Here is an 18182-nt window from a genome sequence, read left to right on the forward strand (position 1 = left end):
GGGAGAGGGAGAAAACCCGTCTCGATCCAGCTCCCACTTCCCTTTGGGGAAAGCGTTATTTTCTGTTTGTTCCCTCTCTCCTTTGGGGAGAGGATTAGGGTGAGGGGAAACGTAAAGGGCGACCATGTTTAACTATTTCCTTAAACGCCTGCTGGGCCTTATTCCAACGCTGCTCATCGTGGCGGTGCTGGTATTCCTGTTCGTCCATCTGCTGCCGGGCGATCCCGCACGCCTTATTGCCGGGCCGGAAGCGGACGCCCAGGTTATTGAGATGGTGCGCAAACAGTTAGGGCTGGATTTACCGCTCTGGCAGCAGTTCTGGCACTTTATTATCAACGTTGTGCAGGGCGATTTTGGCACCTCAATGGTATCGCGCCGTCCGGTTTCTGAAGAGATAGCCAGCCGCTTTATGCCAACGCTATGGCTCACCCTGACCAGCATGGGCTGGGCGGTAATTTTCGGTTTGTTTACCGGCATTGTCTCCGCCGTGTGGCGTAACCGCTGGCCGGACCGGATCGGCATGACGATTGCCGTATCGGGGATTTCGTTTCCGGCGTTCGCGCTGGGCATGTTGCTGATGCAGGTGTTTTCCGTCGAGCTGGGCTGGTTGCCGACCGTCGGGGCCGATAGCTGGCAGCACTACGTTTTACCCTCCATCACGTTAGGGGCTGCGGTGGCGGCCGTGATGGCCCGCTTTACCCGCGCGTCGTTTGTTGACGTGCTCCAGGAAGACTACATGCGTACCGCCCGCGCCAAAGGGGTGAGCGAGACGCTGATAGTAATTAAACACGGGCTGCGTAACGCTATGATCCCGGTCGTCACCATGATGGGCCTGCAGTTTGGTTTCCTGCTCGGTGGTTCGATTGTGGTAGAGAAAGTCTTTAACTGGCCGGGGCTTGGCCGCCTGCTGGTGGATTCGGTCGAAATGCGTGATTATCCGGTAATTCAGGCGGAAGTGCTGCTTTTCTCGCTGGAATTTATTGTCATCAATCTGGTAGTGGATATGCTCTACGCGACCATTAACCCTGCAATCAGGTACAAGTAAGGATGCGACTTTTTAACTGGCGACGCCAGGCGGTACTCGATGCAATGCCGGTAGTGCGGCCCGCAGCCGTGCGCACGCCGTGGCGCGAATTTCTGCGGCGGCTGCGTAAGCAGCCTGTCGCACTGGTCGCGGGCGCGTTTGTGCTGCTGCTGATAGCGATAGCGCTCGTTGCTCCCTGGATTGCCCCGTTTGATGCGGAAAACTACTTCGATTACGACAGATTAAACGATGGTCCTTCTGCGTTGCACTGGTTCGGCGTGGACTCGCTGGGGCGGGATATCTTCAGCCGCGTGCTGGTTGGCGCGCAAATCTCGCTGGCGGCGGGCGTTTTCTCGGTGCTTATCGGCGCGCTTATCGGCACCTTCTTCGGCCTTCTGGCCGGGTATTACGAAGGCTGGTGGGATCGCATAATCATGCGCATCTGTGACGTGCTGTTTGCTTTTCCCGGCATCCTGCTTGCTATCGCCGTGGTGGCGGTCATGGGCAGCGGGATGGCAAACGTGATTATCGCGGTGGCGATTTTCAGCATCCCGGCATTTGCTCGTCTGGTACGTGGCAATACGCTGGTGCTGAAACATCAAACCTTTATCGAATCGGCACGCAGCATCGGCGCCTCGGACTGGACGATTATCTTCCGCCATATTTTGCCCGGTACGGTGTCGTCCATCGTGGTCTATTTCACCATGCGCATCGGCACGTCGATTATTTCGGCGGCAAGCCTGTCGTTTTTAGGTTTAGGCGCACAGCCGCCCACGCCGGAGTGGGGCGCCATGCTCAACGAAGCGCGAGCGGATATGGTAATGGCCCCGCATGTGGCTATCTTCCCAAGCCTTGCAATCTTCCTGACGGTGCTGGCGTTTAATCTTTTAGGGGACGGGCTGCGGGACGCGCTGGACCCGAAGATTAAGGGATAGTTTCGAAAAGAGGGATGGCGCTTACCCGTTCTACGAAATGCGGTTTTGTAGGGCGGGTAAGCGTGAGCGCCACCCGCCGCCAGCTAACTTAAACCAAAGCACCCCACAGGTCGTATTCGTCCGCGTTATCTACTTTCACGCGTACCACGTCGCCCGGTTTCAGTTTGGTTTCGCCGTTGAGGTAAACCGCGCCGTCGATTTCCGGGGCGTCTGCCATGCTGCGGCCAATCGCGCCTTCTTCATCCACTTCGTCAACGATAACCAGAATCTCACGGCCTACCTTTTCCTGCAGGCGTTCGGCGGAGATCCGCTGCTGTAACTGCATAAAGCGGTTCCAGCGTTCCTCTTTCACCTCTTCCGGCACCTGGTCCGCCAGTTCATTAGCGGTAGCGCCTTCGACAGGGCTGTATTTGAAGCAGCCTACGCGATCGAGACGGGCTTCTTTAAGGAAGTCGAGCAGCATCTGGAAGTCTTCTTCGGTTTCGCCAGGGAAGCCGACGATGAAGGTGGAGCGCAGGGTCAGGTCCGGGCAAATCTCGCGCCATTGCTTAATGCGCGCAAGTTGCCTGTCCACGCTGCCCGGGCGCTTCATCAGCTTGAGGATGCGCGGGCTGGCGTGCTGCAAAGGAATATCCAGATACGGCAGGATCTTGCCTTCGGCCATCAGCGGGATCACATCGTCAACGTGCGGATACGGGTAAACGTAGTGCAAACGCGTCCACACGCCGAGCTTAGAAAGCTGCTCGCACAGGCTGACCATGCTGGTTTTGACCGGTTCGCCGTTGTAGAAGCCGGTGCGGTGTTTAACGTCCACGCCGTAAGCGGAAGTATCCTGCGAGATAACCAGCAGCTCTTTCACGCCCGCATCCACCAGACGTTTGGCTTCGGCCAGCACATCGCCTACCGGACGGCTGTCGAGATCGCCACGCATGGAAGGGATGATGCAGAAGGTGCAGCGGTGGTTACAGCCTTCGGAAATTTTCAAATAGGCATAATGACGCGGCGTCAGCTTCACGCCCTGTTCCGGCACCAGGCTCAGGAACGGATTGTGCTTAGGTTTCGGCACATAGTGATGAACGTGCTGTAAAACCTGTTCATAGCTGTGCGGCCCGGTGATTTCCAGCACCTTCGGATGCACTTCGCGAATTTGATCTTCTTTGGCACCCAGGCAGCCGGTCACAATGACTTTGCCATTTTCGTTCAGCGCTTCACCGATCGCTTCCAGCGATTCTTGTACCGCGCTATCAATAAAACCGCAGGTGTTCACGATAACCATATCGGCATCGTCATAGCTGGGCACGACATCGTACCCTTCGGTGCGCAGTTCGGTGAGAATGCGTTCTGAATCGACAAGGTTTTTTGGGCAGCCGAGGGAGACAAAGCCAATACGGGGTTGATGCATGGGTGTACGCTCACAAAGTAAACAAGAAATAAAAACCGGGCGATTTTACACGGGTTTGTGGTAACCCTCTAGCAGATGTTATCGCCGGTAACTTTTCGGCCTTTTCCTGCCCGTTACGACATCTCTTGTTTTGCTTGCCGCAGCGCCAGGCTTTATTATCACTGCCGTTTCATCCAATGATAATGACCTCACCCACAAGGACCCTTTAATGCGCAAGATCCTCGTTTTAACCGGCATGGTTGCGGCCACGCTGTTGCTGTCCGCCTGTAACGTTATTCCTACGCCGCTAAACACACCGTCAGAGACGGCGCAAAAATTTGTTTGCGGAGGGGAAAAACTGGCGCTGGACGGTGATTACGCCTTTTATAACGGCAGGCGCTACTCCTATCAGCAAATGAGCGGCGGTCAGGCGCTGTATCGCTACCACAGCAGCCAGCTTGCGGTGAAAAAAGAAGGCAATAACCGTACGCTAATCGTCGAGCTGAGTTCAAAGCCTTGCGTTGCCGCAAATTAATCCCGCCCCTCGCTAATGCGATGCCGCCGCGCGTGAATACTTACCAGACGCTAATACTGACGTTAAGTTGCCTGTTGGCAGGATGCGGCACGCTCTCGAACGTGGCACCCGTGGCGGAAGCGCCACAGCGGGCGCAACGCGCCTGCGGCGATCCCCAGCCGCGCAATATTGACGACTGGCTGCCGCTGATGGTTGAGCAGCATTCCCCCGGCATGGTAGTGGGCGTTATTGATGCGCAGAATCAGCGCCATTACTGGCGCTATGGCGTGACGGACCTTGAACATCGCAATCCGGTTAATGAAAACACGCTTTTTGCGGTGGGGTCACTCAGCAAAGGAATGACCGCAGAGGCCACGGCGGTGCTGGTGGCGCAGGGCCGTCTGCGCTGGTCTGATACGCTTGAAACGCTGCTGCCGCCGACGGTTGCTCTGAGCGATGACGCGAAGAAAATCACGCTGTTGCAGCTTGTCACCCATACTTCCGGCCTGCCACGTCAGAATATGGATTTGCCGATGCTGACCGCGTTCGTCCGCTATCTGTGGAATGGGGAAAACTTTTATGCCCATCTCGACAGCGACCGGGTTGTTGACGATCTGGCGCACTTCGTCAAGCCTGCAAGCGATGAGCCGCGCTATTCAAACCTCGGCTACGCGGTGCTGGACTATGTGCTGAACTACCAGACCGGGCAGCGTGCGGACCAGCTTGTGGATACCTTGCTGTTTGCCCCGCTGGGCATTCATCACGCCAGCTTCACGCCGCAGAAGCTAAGAGCATGGCCGCTACGAGCGATTGGCCACGCTGGCAGCCAGCCGAAATTTGTCCCGGCCGGGCAGGTTGTGCCGGACTGGCAGTTCACAGGCAATATGCTTGGCGCAGGTGGGTTATATGCCGATACGGCCGATTTGCTTACCTTTGCCGCCGCGCACCTTGGCAGCACGGGAAACAGCCTGCTGGACAGCGCCATGCGCGATGCCATGCGGGTTTATTATCCCCGTGAAAAAGAAGCCGCGAATATTGCCTGGGTGAGCGATACCTATGGTGAACAGACCATCACTTATCAGGTAGGCTACATCGGCGGTTATTCCAGCTATATTGGCATCGACCGACAGCATCACTTCGCGGTAGTGGTGTTGCAAAACAGTTTTACCTGGCAGAACAATCTGGGTCACAGCGTGCTGCTTCAGCTATGGCGCGAGCAAAATATGGCATCGACCTGTGGCAAAAACGCCGTCATCTGAAGTAGCTCCCCGGGCAATTTTACGTTATGCAAGATTATTGTGGCGGATCAATATCTGCCGTAATAAAACCCTCACTGGCTAAAAAGTGACCATACTCTATATGAATGTTATGGGTTCAATTCATAGGGAGGATAAATGCATGTCCAGGAGTACGCTCAGGCGCGATCTTTTGCAAAAGTTGATTGTTGCAAAAATAGACCTCGCAGCTTATCTCTCTTTGCGGCGGGCGAAAGGTTATATGACGGTCGTTGAGAGTGAACATCTGCGCGATAATCTGTTCGAGTTGTGCACCGAGTATCGCCGGAACTTACCCGATGTAAAAATAATATTTTTGCCGCAGGAAATTGCCTCCTTCGACAACGGCATTGCGGCAATTTCTTCTGCCGCCGTCTGTCTGATGACCGGACAGCATGACTGCCCGCACTACGTCGCCATAGATGCCGATAAGCTGGAAGCTTCTCTGGAGAAGCTGTCGCACAGCCTGAACGGCCTGCTTGTCAGCCGACAGGCCATCGAGGCGTAACCACGGGGGAGGTAACTCCCCCAACTGCATTTAAGGTTGTGTAAAAATCCTCTCCCGGTAAATGCAGGCGGCTACCCTTATGCTGTTAACACAAAAGGAGATGCTGTATGTGCTGGCCTTCATCCCGCTTACTTATCTGCGCAGCGCTTATATTCTGCTCGGCCGTTGTTCAGGCCGCAGAGGTAAAAGTCGAGGTGCTGCAAAGCAAACTCGCGAATCCCTGGTCGCTGGCATTTTTGCCGGATAACAAAGGCATGCTGATTACGCTGCGTGACGGGCAGCTACGCCACTGGCAGCCGGGCGCCGGGCTGGGCGATCCGATTATCGGCGTGCCCGACGTCTGGGCGCACGGCCAGGGCGGGCTGTTCGACGTGGTGCTGGCGCCTGATTTTGAACGCAGCCGCAAAGTATGGCTTAGCTTTGCGGAAGCAGGCGATGACGATAAAGCGGGAACCGCCGTGGGCTACGGCACGCTCAGCGCCAACCTGAAACGGCTGGAAGATTTTAAAGTTGTCTTCCGCCAGCAGCCTAAACTCTCCACCGGCAACCACTTTGGCGGGCGAATGGCTTTCGATGGCAAAGGGCATCTGTTTATAGCGCTTGGGGAAAACAACCGGCGGCCCACCGCGCAGGATCTCGACAAGCTGCAAGGCAAAGTGGTGCGTCTTAACGAAGACGGTACGGTTCCCAAAGATAATCCGTTTGCCGGCAAGCAGGGCGCGCGTGCTGAAATTTGGTCTTACGGGCACCGTAACCCACAGGGACTGGCAATCAATCCTGCGAATGGCGAGCTGTGGCTGACCGAGCATGGCCCGCGCGGCGGCGACGAAATTAACATCCCGCAGGCGGGCAAAAATTACGGCTGGCCGCTTGCAACATGGGGCATTAACTACAGCGGAATGAAGATCCCGGAAGCGAAGGGGGAAATCGTCAAAGGGACCGAGCAGCCGAATTATTACTGGAAAGTATCACCGGCGATAAGCGGCATGGCGTTCTATAACGCGGATAAATTCCCGTCGTGGAAAGGGAAGCTGTTTATCGGCGCGCTCAAGGAAAAAAACCTGATTGAGCTGACGCTTGATGGCGATAAGGTAACCGGGCAGCAGCGTCTGCTGGGCTCGCGTAAACAACGTATCAGGGATGTGCGTGTCGGCCCGGACGGTTATCTCTACGTCCTGACCGACGAATCTGACGGGCAATTGCTGAAGCTCAGCCCGCAGGGCTAACGTTTAACTTAACGGAATCATTACCACTTTCCGGAACGCCGGGCGCTGGGTAAGCTGCTGATACCAGCGCCGCAGGTTGACGTGCGCTCCCCATTTCACGTCAAGGTTCAGCAATGCGTAAATCGTTGGCCCCAGCGCGATATCTGCCGATCCAAATTCTGCCCCGTCAAACCACGGCTGCTTCGCCAGCTCGGCATCCAGAAGGCTAAGCAACTCGTCGCACTGCACAATGCTTTCTTCAATCAGCTTCTGGTCGCGCTGTTCCGGGGCGGTTCGTACAAGGCCCATAAACACGCCGCGGTAAGGAATAACCAGCGTTGTTGCCGCCCAGTCCATCCATTTTTCGCCCTGCGCACGCGCGGCCGGTTCCTCAATCCACAATGCATTCTTCCCGTACTGCGCGGCGAGATAGCGCACGATGGTATTGGATTCCCACAGCGTCAGATTTGTTGCGTCATCACGGATGCAGGGTACCAGCGCGTTAGGATTCATCGCCAGATACTCTGCATCGTGCGTTTTACCAAATTTTCCGCCCGCAGGAATGGAACGGTACGCCTGGCCCAGCTCTTCCAGACACCACAGCACCTTCTTTACATTGGTCGAATTATCTCTGCCCCAAACGGTTATCATATTTGCTCCTGATGGATGAGTGCGTGCATATTCAGTCTATCGGTCGTTTAAGAAAACACCTTATCACCGCAACAAACCATAAAAAATAAGCCAGACGGCGGCAGGTACGGCAAATTTCGAATAAACTTAACAAACTTTACCAACGCCTTATTTCTTTAAGTAGATTCGCACGCTAGCTTACTTACAACTTGAAATACCTATGGCGGCGTAAGCCGTGACTTTTTTGAATGGATACTCGGGTGGTTTTATGAAGAGCTTGCTACTTCCTGCGACGTTACGAGCCCTGCTTGCAGGGACAACCCTTCTGTTTCTGGCGGCTCCGGCGGTCGCGGCTGAACCGACAACGGCAAATGCCCCACAGGTTGACGCCAGAGCCTGGATTTTAATGGATTACGCCAGCGGTAAAGTGCTGGCAGAAGGCAACGCTGACGAAAAGCTCGATCCGGCAAGCCTGACTAAATTAATGACCAGCTACGTGGTTGGCCAGGCACTGAAAGCAGAAAAAATTCATCTCACCGATATGGTGACCATCGGTAAGGACGCGTGGGCAACCGGTAACCCGGTGCTGCGCGGGTCCTCGCTGATGTTCCTGAAGCCGGGAGATTTAGTCTCGGTGGAAGACCTGAACAAAGGAGTCATCATCCAGTCAGGTAACGACGCGAGCATCGCTATCGCGGATTTTGTGGCGGGCAGCCAGGACTCCTTCGTGAGCCTGATGAATAACTACGCGCAAAAACTCAAACTCACCAATACCACGTTTAAAACGGTACACGGCCTGGACGCGCCGGGGCAGTTCAGCACCGCGCGCGATATGGCGCTGTTAGGCAAAGCCCTGATTCACGACGTGCCGGAAGAGTACGCTATCCACAAAGAGAAAGAGTTCACCTTCAATAAAATCAAACAGCCAAACCGCAACCGCCTGCTGTGGAGCTCAAATATCAACGTGGACGGCATGAAAACCGGCACTACGGCAGGGGCGGGATACAACCTGGTGGCTTCGGCGACGCAGGGTGATATGCGTCTGATTTCCGTGGTGCTGGGCACCAAAACCGACCGCATCCGCTTTAACGAAAGTGAAAAGCTGCTGACGTGGGGTTTCCGCTTCTATGAAACCGTTACGCCAATCAAGCCAGACGCCACCTTCGTGACGCAGCGCGTATGGTTTGGGGACAGTAGCGAAGTGAAGCTTGGCGCGGGCGACGCTGGCTCAGTCACTATTCCACGTGGGCAGTTGAAAAACCTGAAGGCAAGCTTCACGCTGACCGAGCCGCAGCTCACCGCGCCGCTGAAAAAAGACCAGGTTGTCGGCGCTATCGACTTCCAGCTAAACGGTAAATCCATCGAACAGCGCCCGCTGATGGTGATGGAGGATGTCAAAGAGGGCGGCTTCTTCAGTCGGATGTGGGATTTCGTACTGATGAAATTCCACAGCTGGTTCGGCAGCTGGTTCTCCTGATTACCACAGCAGTTTGATACGCTCCGCCGTGGCGTAATCCATAAACTCCGCGGCGGGTTCTTCATTGCTGATAATGGTATGGAATGAAGACAGCGGCCCCATACAGGCTGGACGCACCCTGCCAAACTTACTGCTGTCTGCCACCAGCACGCAAAGCTGCGACATCGAAAGCGCCCAGCATTTTACCGGCAGTTCATCAAGGTTAAAACAGGTGGCGCCGTGACGCGTGTGCAGGCCCGCCGCCGAGAAAAAGGCGATATCCGGGCAAAGATTGCGCAAACATTCCTGAAAATTAATCGGCTTGAAAATCGCATTGCTGGCGTGGAACTCACCGCCGCTTAAAATAACGCGGCAGTTAGGTTTGTCCTGTAAGGCGAGAAAGGTATTCAGGGAGTAGCAAACGCCGGTGAATGCCAGTTCGTCATCCACAGCTTCAATGATATAAGGCGTGGTGGTGCCGCAATCAAAAAATACCGTCTGATGCGGGCGGATCATCGCCGCCGCCAGGCGCGCAGCCTGACGCTTTTCTTCAGTATGGCGCGTCTTCTGGTCGCTGAGCAAATAGTGGCTGGCGGTTGCGCTACGCGGTTCAAGCACCACATAGCCGCCCAACAGCACCACGGGCCCGGATTCGCTGTTCAGATCGCGACGGATGGTCATCTCTGACACGCCCAGCAGGCTGGCCGCATCCTTGAGATGAATTTTATCGCTGCGTTTTAACGCCTGAATCAGGCGATTGATGCGTTCGTCGCGCCGGGTTTCCATCATGTAATCTGCACATTCCATTCCCTCGCCCCACAGAGAAGAGGGAGAGAGGCGTTATTCGATAATGCATATTACCTGCGCCAAAACGCTTAGTCACGCACCCAGCCCTTACGGATAAACAGCGCGAAGCAGAAGCGGTGTGCCTGATGCAAGCGCCTGTAAATCTGCGCTCCCCAGGCGTTCCACAGCATTTGCGCAATCCCACAGGAACAGAGGCCCACCAGCAATCCGCCCAGCATATCCAGCGGCCAGTGCACGCCCAGATATATCCGTGACCAGGCTATGGCGCAGGCGAGGGCAAATATCACCGCGCCGGACCACACCCGATGCCAGAACCAGAAAGCCAGCGCGAAGGTGAAAATCACCGTGCCGTGGTCGCTTGGATAGGAATCATCCGCGGCGTGATGCAGGAAGTTATAGCCAATGCCGTCGACAAACGGACGATCGTGCGGAAACAGATGACCGACAACCCAGGAAAGAGAAACGCTGATAATAATTGCCATCGCGGTTTTAATCACCATCTCGCGCTGGGCCGCGATCTGTTTACGCTGACCCCACAGCCACAGAATGGCAATCAACAGCGGGACTATGTTTATCAGATCTTTGGCAATAAAAATGGCCAGCCTGATAGCCCATTCCGGCGAGAGCGGCGTGGCGTTAATCAGTAAAAAGAGCGTCTGATTGAGTTGTTCCATCATAACGATTTTGGTTCCTTGACTGTCCAGGTGGAGACGATGCCGTACATCACCAGCTGCGTTAACCACACCCACCAACCTGCCCACAGGTTGTGGCTGAAAAAGTGTGCGCCGCGCATTACCTGGCCGTAGCCCATGATAAGCCCAAGCGCGATGCCGCCCGCCAGGCAGCACCATGCGAGCGCCGGGCGTTCGCGGTAAAACAAAAAGAACAGCGCCATCACGGCAAACCCGCTGGTAGCGTGTCCACCCGGGAAGCAGCGTCCGGGCCCGCTCCCTGCCGGCACCTGGCCGAACAGCGGATAAGAAACCGCTTTGCCGCCGTACTCCAGCAGATCCCACGGACAGGAGTGGTGGCTGGTGGCCTTCAGAATGCCCACCGTCAGGGCGCCCAGGCCAAACAGTACGGCGACCGTTATCAGGCGCGGCTGGCGGCGAATCAGACCATAAATCAGGGCGATAGCGCCCCCGGCGATGACAATATCTTTCAGCAGCCGGTGATTAAGCAGATCGAGCAGGTGATTCTTTTGCAGCGGAAAACCATGGCTTGCTGCGTCATACCAGTAACCCGTAAGCAGCCTGTCCAGACCTTCATTGCGCGACAGCCACGTAAATATGACGGCCAGCATCGCGAGGCTTGCGAACTGGTAAAGATAAAAGCGTACCGACAGACGGTAAAGCGGGTTTATCTTAATTACCAAACCCTTATCTGATAAAGGGATATTATCCTGAGTAGCCATGGCGCTATTTTTTAGGGAAAAAATGCAGCATACGCAGGCGATATTAAGAAAACCTTAAATAAAATGAAGGCCGCGCGATATCCGCAGGCGTCGTCCATAATTCACTATCTACCGCGCGGGCAATTTATTAAACTGCGCGTGATTTCCGTTTCCTCTGGCCATTATCCTCCCGAGCAGCTAATGCAACATAATAAACGACTGGGTCGCCAGGCACTGCTTTTCCCGCTGTGTCTGGTACTTTATGAGTTCTCAACCTATATCGGCAACGACATGATCCAGCCGGGCATGCTGGCGGTTGTCGAGCAGTACAACGCGGGCATCGAATGGGTGCCGACGTCGATGACGGCCTATCTGGCAGGCGGGATGTTTTTACAGTGGCTGTTAGGGCCGCTCTCTGACCGAATCGGCCGCCGTCCGGTGATGCTCACCGGCGTGATGTGGTTTATCGTCACCTGCCTTGCCACTCTGCTTGCGCAGAACATCGAGCAGTTTACCATCCTGCGTTTTTTGCAGGGCATTAGCCTGTGCTTTATTGGCGCGGTGGGATATGCAGCGATTCAGGAATCGTTCGAGGAGGCGGTGTGTATCAAAATCACCGCGTTGATGGCGAACGTCGCGCTGATTGCGCCGCTGCTTGGGCCTCTGGTGGGCGCGGCCTGGGTGCAATATGCGCCATGGGAAACCATGTTTATTCTGTTCGCGCTGCTGGCGGCGTTCTCCTTCGTTGGGTTGCATCGTGCGATGCCGGAAACGGCGACGCGTCTGGGCGAGAAGCTGTCGTTAAAAGATCTCGGCCGCGACTACAAACTGGTGCTGAAAAATATCCGTTTTGTGGCGGGCTCGCTGGCGATAGGTTTTGTTAGCCTGCCGCTGCTGGCGTGGATTGCGCAGTCGCCGGTGATTATCATTAGCGGCGAGCACCTCAGCACCTACGAATATGGTCTGTTGCAGGTTCCGATTTTCGGCGCGCTGATTGTGGGTAATCTTGTGCTGGCGCGCTTAACCTCGCGTCGCAGCATCCGCTCGCTGATTATCCTTGGCGGCTGGTGGATTGTACCTGGCCTGGCGGTAGCCGCGGCGGCAACGGTTGTTTCGGCTCATGCGTACCTGTGGATGACCGTCGGTCTGAGCCTGTATGCCTTCGGCATCGGCCTTGCGAATGCGGGCCTGGTGCGTCTGACGCTGTTCGCAAGCGAGATGAGCAAGGGCACGGTATCGGCGGCGATGGGGATGTTACAGATGCTGATTTTCATCGTCGGTATCGAAGTGAGCAAGCACGCTTATCTGTACGGCGGCAGCGGTTTGTTCAGCTTGTTTAACCTGCTGGGCGGAGTGCTGTGGCTGGGACTGATGTTTGTGTTCTTAAAAGATAAGTCGGTGGGTAACGCTACGGACGTTTAAAAAAATACCCCGGCTTGCCAGGGTATTTTTATTATTTCACCGCCATGCCGGGCTGCGCACCGCTGTCCGGGCTTAACAGGAAGATGTCTTTTCCGCCTGGGCCTGCCGCCATCACCATTCCTTCCGAGATGCCGAAGCGCATTTTACGCGGCGCCAGGTTTGCCACCATTACCGTCAGACGGCCTTCGAGTTTCTCAGGCTCCGGGTATGCAGAACGGATACCGGAGAAGACGTTGCGGGTTTCACCGCCAAGATCCAGCGTCAGGCGCAGCAGCTTGTCGGAGCCCTCCACAAATTCCGCTTTCTGAATCAGCGCAATACGCAGGTCCACTTTGGCGAAATCGTCAAAAGCGATGGTTTCAGCGATCGGGTCGTCCGCCAGCGGGCCGGTTGCCGGTGCGGCCGCCGCTTTCACCTCTTCTTTCGAGGCTTCAACCAGCGCTTCAACCTGCTTCAAATCGACGCGGTTATACAGCGCTTTAAAGTTGTTCACCTTGTGGTTTAGCAACGGCTGCTGAATGGCATCCCAGGTCAGTTCGGTATTCAGGAAAGCTTCGGCGCGTTCGGCAAGCGTTGGCAGAACGGGTTTCAGCCAGGTCATCAGCACGCGGAACATGTTAATACCCATGGTGCAGATGCTTTGCAGGTCGGCATCGCGGCCTTCCTGTTTTGCCACCACCCACGGAGCCTGTTCATCAACGTAGCGGTTTGCCACGTCGGCAAGCGCCATGATTTCGCGCACCGCGCGGCCAAACTCGCGGCTTTCCCACGCTTCGCCAATGCTGGCTGCGGCATCGGTAAAGGTTTTGTACAGCGCCGGGTCGGTAATTTCCGCAGACAGCTGGCCGTCGAACCGCTTGGTGATAAAACCCGCGTTACGGGAGGCGAGGTTAACCACTTTGTTGACGATATCGCTGTTCACGCGCTGCACGAAATCTTCCAGATTCAGGTCGATGTCATCTATGCGCGAGGAAAGCTTCGCGGTGTAGTAATAGCGCAGGCTGTCGGCATCAAAGTGTTTCAGCCAGGTGCTGGCTTTAATGAAGGTGCCGCGCGACTTGGACATTTTCGCGCCGTTTACCGTCACATAGCCGTGCACGAAGAGATTAGTTGGCTTGCGGAAGCCGCTGCCTTCAAGCATTGCAGGCCAGAACAGACTGTGGAAGTAAACGATATCTTTACCGATGAAGTGATACAGCTCGGCGGTGGAATCTTTCTGCCAGTATTCGTCAAAGCTTGCCGTATCGCCGCGCTTGTCACACAGGTTTTTAAATGAACCCATATAGCCGATTGGCGCGTCCAGCCAGACGTAGAAATATTTGCCCGGCGCGTCCGGAATTTCGAAGCCGAAGTAAGGCGCGTCGCGGGAGATATCCCACTGTTGCAGGCCTGACTCGAACCACTCCTGCATTTTGTTCGCCACCTGCTCCTGCAACGCACCGCTTCGGGTCCAGGCCTGCAGCATTTCGCTAAACGACGGCAAATCAAAGAAGAAGTGCTCGGAGTCACGCATTTCAGGCGTCGCGCCGGAAACCACGGATTTCGGCTCGATAAGCTCGGTTGGGCTGTAGGTTGCGCCGCACACTTCGCAGTTATCGCCGTACTGATCCGGTGATTTGCATTTCGGGCAGGTGCCTTTCACGAAACGGTCCGGCAGGAACATGCCTTTTTCCGGATCGTAAAGCTGGGAGATAGTGCGGTTTTTAATGAAACCGTTCTCCTTCAGACGACCATAAATCACCGATGCCAGCTCGCGGTTTTCATCGCTGTGCGTGGAATGATAGTTGTCGTAGCTGATATTGAAGCCGGCGAAATCAGTCTGATGTTCCTGGCTCATTTCGCCAATCATCTGCTCCGGGGTAATACCTAACTGCTGTGCTTTCAACATGATAGGCGTACCGTGTGCGTCGTCCGCGCAGATGAAGTTGACCGTGTTGCCGCGCATTCGTTGGTAACGGACCCAGACATCAGCCTGAATATGCTCCAGCATGTGACCGAGGTGGATTGAGCCGTTAGCGTACGGAAGTGCGCACGTTACCAATAATTTTTTCGCGACATGAGCCATAGTAGGAATTGCATCTTCTAAAGAGAAAAGGGCTTTGATGTTAACCGAAAGCCCGCCCTGCGGTAAACCACACAAGGCGCACAAGGAAATTTTATCGTGCCTTGCGGCATCTGGTATGCTTAGCACACTGCAATGTACGATAAAAACATAAGGAGTCGGGATGAGTTCTCAATCCCAGGCAAGCAAGTCCCCGGAGCAGCTACGCGCCATGGTCGCCGGGACGCTGGCCAATTTTCAGCACCCAACCTTAAAGCACAATCTCACCGTGCTTAAAGCCCTGCATCACGTTGCTATGCTTGACGATACGCTGCACGTTGAGCTTTTAATGCCTTTCGTATGGAAAAGCGGCTTTGAAGCGCTACAGGAGCAATGCAGTTCAGATTTGCTGCGTATCACCGGCGCGAAGGCCGTGGACTGGAAGCTCAGCCATAACGTCGCCACCTTAAAACGGGTGAAAAACCACCCGGGCATTAACGGCGTAAAAAATATTATCGCCGTAAGCTCCGGTAAAGGCGGAGTAGGGAAGTCGAGCACTGCGGTTAACCTGGCGCTGGCGCTGGCAGCCGAAGGGGCGAAAGTCGGTATTCTGGATGCGGACATCTACGGCCCGTCGATTCCAAATATGCTGGGAGCCGAACATGAGCGTCCAACTTCCCCGGACGGCACGCACATGACGCCAATTTCCGCGCATGGCCTTGCGACCAACTCCATTGGTTATCTGGTTACCGATGAAAACGCCATGGTGTGGCGCGGCCCGATGGCAAGCAAGGCGTTGATGCAGATGCTGCAGGAAACAATGTGGCCGGACCTGGATTATCTGGTGTTGGATATGCCGCCGGGCACCGGGGACATTCAGCTCACCCTTGCGCAAAATATCCCCGTTACGGGCGCGGTGGTCGTCACCACGCCGCAGGACATCGCGCTGATCGATGCCCGCAAGGGGATTGTGATGTTCGAAAAAGTTGATGTGCCGGTGCTGGGCATCGTTGAGAACATGAGCATGCATATCTGCAGTAACTGCGGCCACCATGAGCCAATTTTCGGCACCGGCGGCGCGCAGAAACTGGCGGACCAGTATCATATTGCTCTGCTGGGCCAGATGCCGCTGCATATCACGCTGCGTGAGGATCTGGATGCCGGTAAGCCAACGGTAATCAGCCGGCCGGATAGCGAGTTTGCCGCTATTTATCGCCAGCTGGCGGGACGCGTAGCGGCTCAGCTTTACTGGCAGGGTGAAGTGATCCCTGCGGATATCGCCTTCAGGGCCGTTTGATCTTTTGTGGCGGGTGGCGCAGGCTTACCCGCCCTACAATATTTGCTTTTTAATCCGTAGGGTGGATAAGTAAAAGCGTCATCCGCCGTTTAAACCACCAAGTGCATCAAAAAATATTCTCCGTCCGGCCCTTCGCCACGGGCTTCAATATGCCAGCCGTGTCGCTGATAAAACGCTACCGCACGTTTATTCTTCACCAGACATTTCAGCGCACCCGTGCTGCTGAATTCCGACTGCACTTTTTCCAGTAAGGCATGGCCTACCCCGCGACCTTTATGCTCAGGCGCCACAAACAGGTTATGCAGAAAATTGTCATTCACCCATACCGAGGCAAAACCCAGCCGGTGCCCGTCTTCTTCCGCCACCCAGATTTGCTCATCTTTCGTCGCTTCATCGAAATCTTCCAGTTGCCAGACGCTGCCGTCCAGCCACGGCCAGGCTTCACGCCGGGCATGCAAATATAAGGTTCTTAAAAATGGACGATCGTTCTCACTCCAGGGGCGTATTACCACGGCATATTCCTTGCGTTTTTAACGAAACTATAATCTCTGAGGGAGCCGCCGGGGGTAAAGCGGCGTAGTTTTTATTACAATATCCCCGCTTCTCTATATACTGCCCGCTTTTCGAAAGCTTGAACGAGAGATCCTCACCATGATGAATAACGACGTATTACGCAGCGTGCGCTACATGCTGAACCTGAACAATGATGACATGGTGAAAATTTTCGCCCTGACAGATACTGCGGTTACCAATGAGCAAATCGTTGTCTGGACCAAAAAGGAAGACGAAGAGAAGTTTAAGCTCTGCCCGGATATCCTGATGGCAAACTTCTTAAACGGTCTGATTTACTTTCGACGCGGCAAAGATGAAAGCAAACCGGCGCCAAAAATTGAACGCAAGATGACCAATAACATCATTCTGAAAAAGCTGCGTATCGCGTTTGATCTCAAGAGTGACGACGTGCTGGACATCCTGACTTCACAGGAATTCCGCATCTCCATGCCGGAAATTACCGCTATGATGCGTGCGCCAGAGCATAAGAATTACCGTGAGTGCGGTGACCAGTTCCTGCGCTACTTCCTGCGTGGCTTAACTGCACGCGTGCAGAAAAAGTAAATCTTTTTGCGGCCAATAGCAGGGCGGGTAAGCGAAACGCCACCCGCGCCTGAAACCAGCTTTGCATCAGGTACTTATAAAGGACGATCGGTTGTTACCACCACTTCTGGCTGTGAACGCCGACCAAACATCCCCATTGCACCGGCAAGAACCGCTTCAATAATAAACATGAAGAAGGCAAACCAGCTAGCTTTCGCCGTGGCAGCGGCGGCTTTATCTGCTGCTTCACGGGCTTTTTGCTCGGCCTCTTTCTTCAGTTCCTCATATTTAGCTCGTGCCGCCTGATAGTTTTTCTCAGTCTGATCCACGATCTGCTCGGCTTCCGCATCCGATTTACCCGTTCTGGCGATAATGATATTTTTCAGCGCCTCACGATCGGCCGCCTGGAAGGTGCTTTCATTCCTCTGGGCCAGGCCTTTAATAAAGCTGCTTATATCGCCCCCCTGATTTAGCTGATTCTGAGCCCGGTCGCCTTCATTTTGCGCCTGGCTTTGCAACGCCTCAGGCTGCAGCTCCGGTTTACCCGTTTGCCGCAATGTCGTTTCAAGCTCATTTTGCAGGTTATCAAGATTAATATTGTTTTCCTGAAGTTTGTCTTTCGTCATTTGTGTGACCGACGGCGCTACCGCAGAAATTCCGCTGCCCAACGCTTGCAGACCCGCGCCGGCAACGTTCGCGGCGCCGCTCATCGCGCTGTTAGCCAGTGAAATTACAAACCAGGTACAAATCAGGGTATTGACGCCAAACATTAAAACGCCATGCAGCGCACCTTCACGATGGGCCAGTCGTCCGCTAATAAACCCACCCGCAGCAATGGCGATTAACATGCTTATGCCGGTCCAGATGGCGGCACCGGTGGCAATTCCGTCCATGGGATGCTGTTCTTGCAAAGGATCTATTGTGGTGGTGCCAATCGCCGTACCCAGAATAGCGAGCAATAAATAAACAACCATGGAAATAACGACGCCAGCAAAAATAGCACTCCAGGAAATACGTTTCAGCGGTAAATAATTACGTCTGGCATAGGCAAGGTCGTAATCTCTATTATCAGGCGCTTGAGGATCTATCATGGAAGCTCTCCCTATTTTCAGCGTTGAAAGTGAGATGAGAAAGGAACGATAAAATTAAAATCTAGCTCTTAATTTAAATTCTGTGAAGGACAGGCGAGTAAATTAATAG

Annotated in this window: 18 protein-coding genes; 10 read left to right on the top strand and 8 right to left on the bottom strand. The window is 54.7% G+C overall.

The genetic code is table 11. The features are described from left to right. The first annotated feature begins 124 nt into the window (after window positions 1-124). A complete protein-coding gene (gsiC, locus tag E2L00_RS00945; RefSeq protein WP_167605745.1) occupies window positions 125-1045 on the top strand; it encodes a glutathione ABC transporter permease GsiC in 921 nt (306 codons plus the stop codon). 2 nt (window positions 1046-1047) lie between these two features. Further along, a complete protein-coding gene (gene gsiD, locus E2L00_RS00950; protein WP_167605748.1) occupies window positions 1048-1959 on the top strand; it encodes a glutathione ABC transporter permease GsiD in 912 nt (303 codons plus the stop codon). Window positions 1960-2047: 88 nt separating this feature from the next. Here gsiD and rimO read toward each other — a convergent pair whose 3' ends face one another. After that, window positions 2048-3361 (bottom strand): 30S ribosomal protein S12 methylthiotransferase RimO, encoded by a 1314-nt coding sequence (gene rimO, locus E2L00_RS00955; RefSeq protein ID WP_167605751.1) that lies wholly within the window; start codon window positions 3359-3361, stop codon window positions 2048-2050. A gap of 208 nt (window positions 3362-3569) precedes the next feature. Here rimO and E2L00_RS00960 point away from each other — a divergent pair, with 208 nt between their 5' ends. The 4 genes from E2L00_RS00960 to E2L00_RS00975 all read left to right on the top strand — a co-directional run bounded on the left by E2L00_RS00960 (window position 3570) and on the right by E2L00_RS00975 (window position 6862). Next, window positions 3570-3875: a hypothetical protein gene (locus E2L00_RS00960; protein WP_167605754.1), complete on the top strand. Its 306-nt coding sequence runs from the start codon at window positions 3570-3572 to the stop codon at window positions 3873-3875. A 32-nt stretch (window positions 3876-3907) separates the two neighbouring features. Then, window positions 3908-5113, top strand: coding sequence for a serine hydrolase domain-containing protein (locus tag E2L00_RS00965; RefSeq protein WP_338031868.1), 1206 nt, complete (start codon window positions 3908-3910; stop codon window positions 5111-5113). Window positions 5114-5252: 139 nt separating this feature from the next. Further along, the gene (locus E2L00_RS00970) at window positions 5253-5636 is read left to right on the top strand and encodes a biofilm formation regulator BssR (RefSeq protein ID WP_167605760.1); all 384 of its coding nucleotides are present in this window, start codon (window positions 5253-5255) and stop codon (window positions 5634-5636) included. A 107-nt stretch (window positions 5637-5743) separates the two neighbouring features. Then, window positions 5744-6862 carry a PQQ-dependent sugar dehydrogenase gene (locus tag E2L00_RS00975; RefSeq protein ID WP_167605763.1) on the top strand — a complete coding sequence of 373 codons (1119 nt, stop codon included), beginning with the start codon at window positions 5744-5746 and terminating at the stop codon, window positions 6860-6862. Between the two features lie 3 nt (window positions 6863-6865). Here the strand turns inward: E2L00_RS00975 and E2L00_RS00980 are convergent, their stop codons facing one another. Further along, complete coding sequence (locus E2L00_RS00980; RefSeq protein WP_167605766.1) at window positions 6866-7492, bottom strand: glutathione S-transferase family protein; 627 nt, start codon at window positions 7490-7492, stop codon at window positions 6866-6868. A 247-nt stretch (window positions 7493-7739) separates the two neighbouring features. Between E2L00_RS00980 and dacC the strand changes: the two genes are divergently transcribed. Further along, window positions 7740-8948, top strand: coding sequence for a serine-type D-Ala-D-Ala carboxypeptidase (dacC, locus tag E2L00_RS00985; RefSeq protein WP_167605769.1), 1209 nt, complete (start codon window positions 7740-7742; stop codon window positions 8946-8948). On the opposite strand, the gene deoR is transcribed toward dacC, so the two are convergent. The 3 genes from deoR to E2L00_RS01000 form a co-directional block, all read right to left on the bottom strand. Then, window positions 8949-9713, bottom strand: a complete 765-nt coding sequence (gene deoR / locus E2L00_RS00990) for a DNA-binding transcriptional repressor DeoR (RefSeq protein ID WP_167607483.1) — start codon at window positions 9711-9713, stop codon at window positions 8949-8951. Window positions 9714-9802: 89 nt separating this feature from the next. Further along, window positions 9803-10411 (bottom strand): undecaprenyl-diphosphate phosphatase, encoded by a 609-nt coding sequence (ybjG, locus tag E2L00_RS00995; RefSeq protein WP_167605772.1) that lies wholly within the window; start codon window positions 10409-10411, stop codon window positions 9803-9805. Continuing rightward, the gene (locus E2L00_RS01000) at window positions 10408-11148 is read right to left on the bottom strand and encodes a phosphatase PAP2 family protein (RefSeq protein WP_167605775.1); all 741 of its coding nucleotides are present in this window, start codon (window positions 11146-11148) and stop codon (window positions 10408-10410) included. The genes ybjG and E2L00_RS01000 overlap by 4 nt, the downstream gene beginning before the upstream one ends. Before the next feature lie 180 nt (window positions 11149-11328). Between E2L00_RS01000 and E2L00_RS01005 the strand changes: the two genes are divergently transcribed. Next, window positions 11329-12549, top strand: coding sequence for an MFS transporter (locus tag E2L00_RS01005; RefSeq protein WP_167605778.1), 1221 nt, complete (start codon window positions 11329-11331; stop codon window positions 12547-12549). A 31-nt stretch (window positions 12550-12580) separates the two neighbouring features. Here the strand turns inward: E2L00_RS01005 and metG are convergent, their stop codons facing one another. Next, complete coding sequence (gene metG, locus E2L00_RS01010; RefSeq protein ID WP_167605781.1) at window positions 12581-14614, bottom strand: methionine--tRNA ligase; 2034 nt, start codon at window positions 14612-14614, stop codon at window positions 12581-12583. Between the two features lie 160 nt (window positions 14615-14774). On the opposite strand from metG, the gene apbC reads away from it, so the two are divergent. Continuing rightward, on the top strand, window positions 14775-15887 hold the full coding sequence (gene apbC / locus E2L00_RS01015) for an iron-sulfur cluster carrier protein ApbC (protein ID WP_167605784.1): 1113 nt from the start codon (window positions 14775-14777) through the stop codon (window positions 15885-15887). Window positions 15888-15976: 89 nt separating this feature from the next. Here apbC and E2L00_RS01020 read toward each other — a convergent pair whose 3' ends face one another. Then, on the bottom strand, window positions 15977-16399 hold the full coding sequence (locus E2L00_RS01020; RefSeq protein ID WP_167605787.1) for a GNAT family N-acetyltransferase: 423 nt from the start codon (window positions 16397-16399) through the stop codon (window positions 15977-15979). A 139-nt stretch (window positions 16400-16538) separates the two neighbouring features. On the opposite strand from E2L00_RS01020, the gene E2L00_RS01025 reads away from it, so the two are divergent. Beyond that, window positions 16539-17003, top strand: coding sequence for a YehS family protein (locus E2L00_RS01025; protein ID WP_167605790.1), 465 nt, complete (start codon window positions 16539-16541; stop codon window positions 17001-17003). Between the two features lie 74 nt (window positions 17004-17077). On the opposite strand, the gene E2L00_RS01030 is transcribed toward E2L00_RS01025, so the two are convergent. Continuing rightward, a complete protein-coding gene (locus E2L00_RS01030; protein ID WP_236127645.1) occupies window positions 17078-18073 on the bottom strand; it encodes a YrzE family protein in 996 nt (331 codons plus the stop codon). Between the last annotated feature and the right edge of the window lie 109 nt (window positions 18074-18182).

Source organism: Cedecea colo, assembly GCF_011808225.1.
Taxonomy (GTDB): Bacteria; Pseudomonadota; Gammaproteobacteria; order Enterobacterales; family Enterobacteriaceae; genus Dryocola; species Dryocola colo.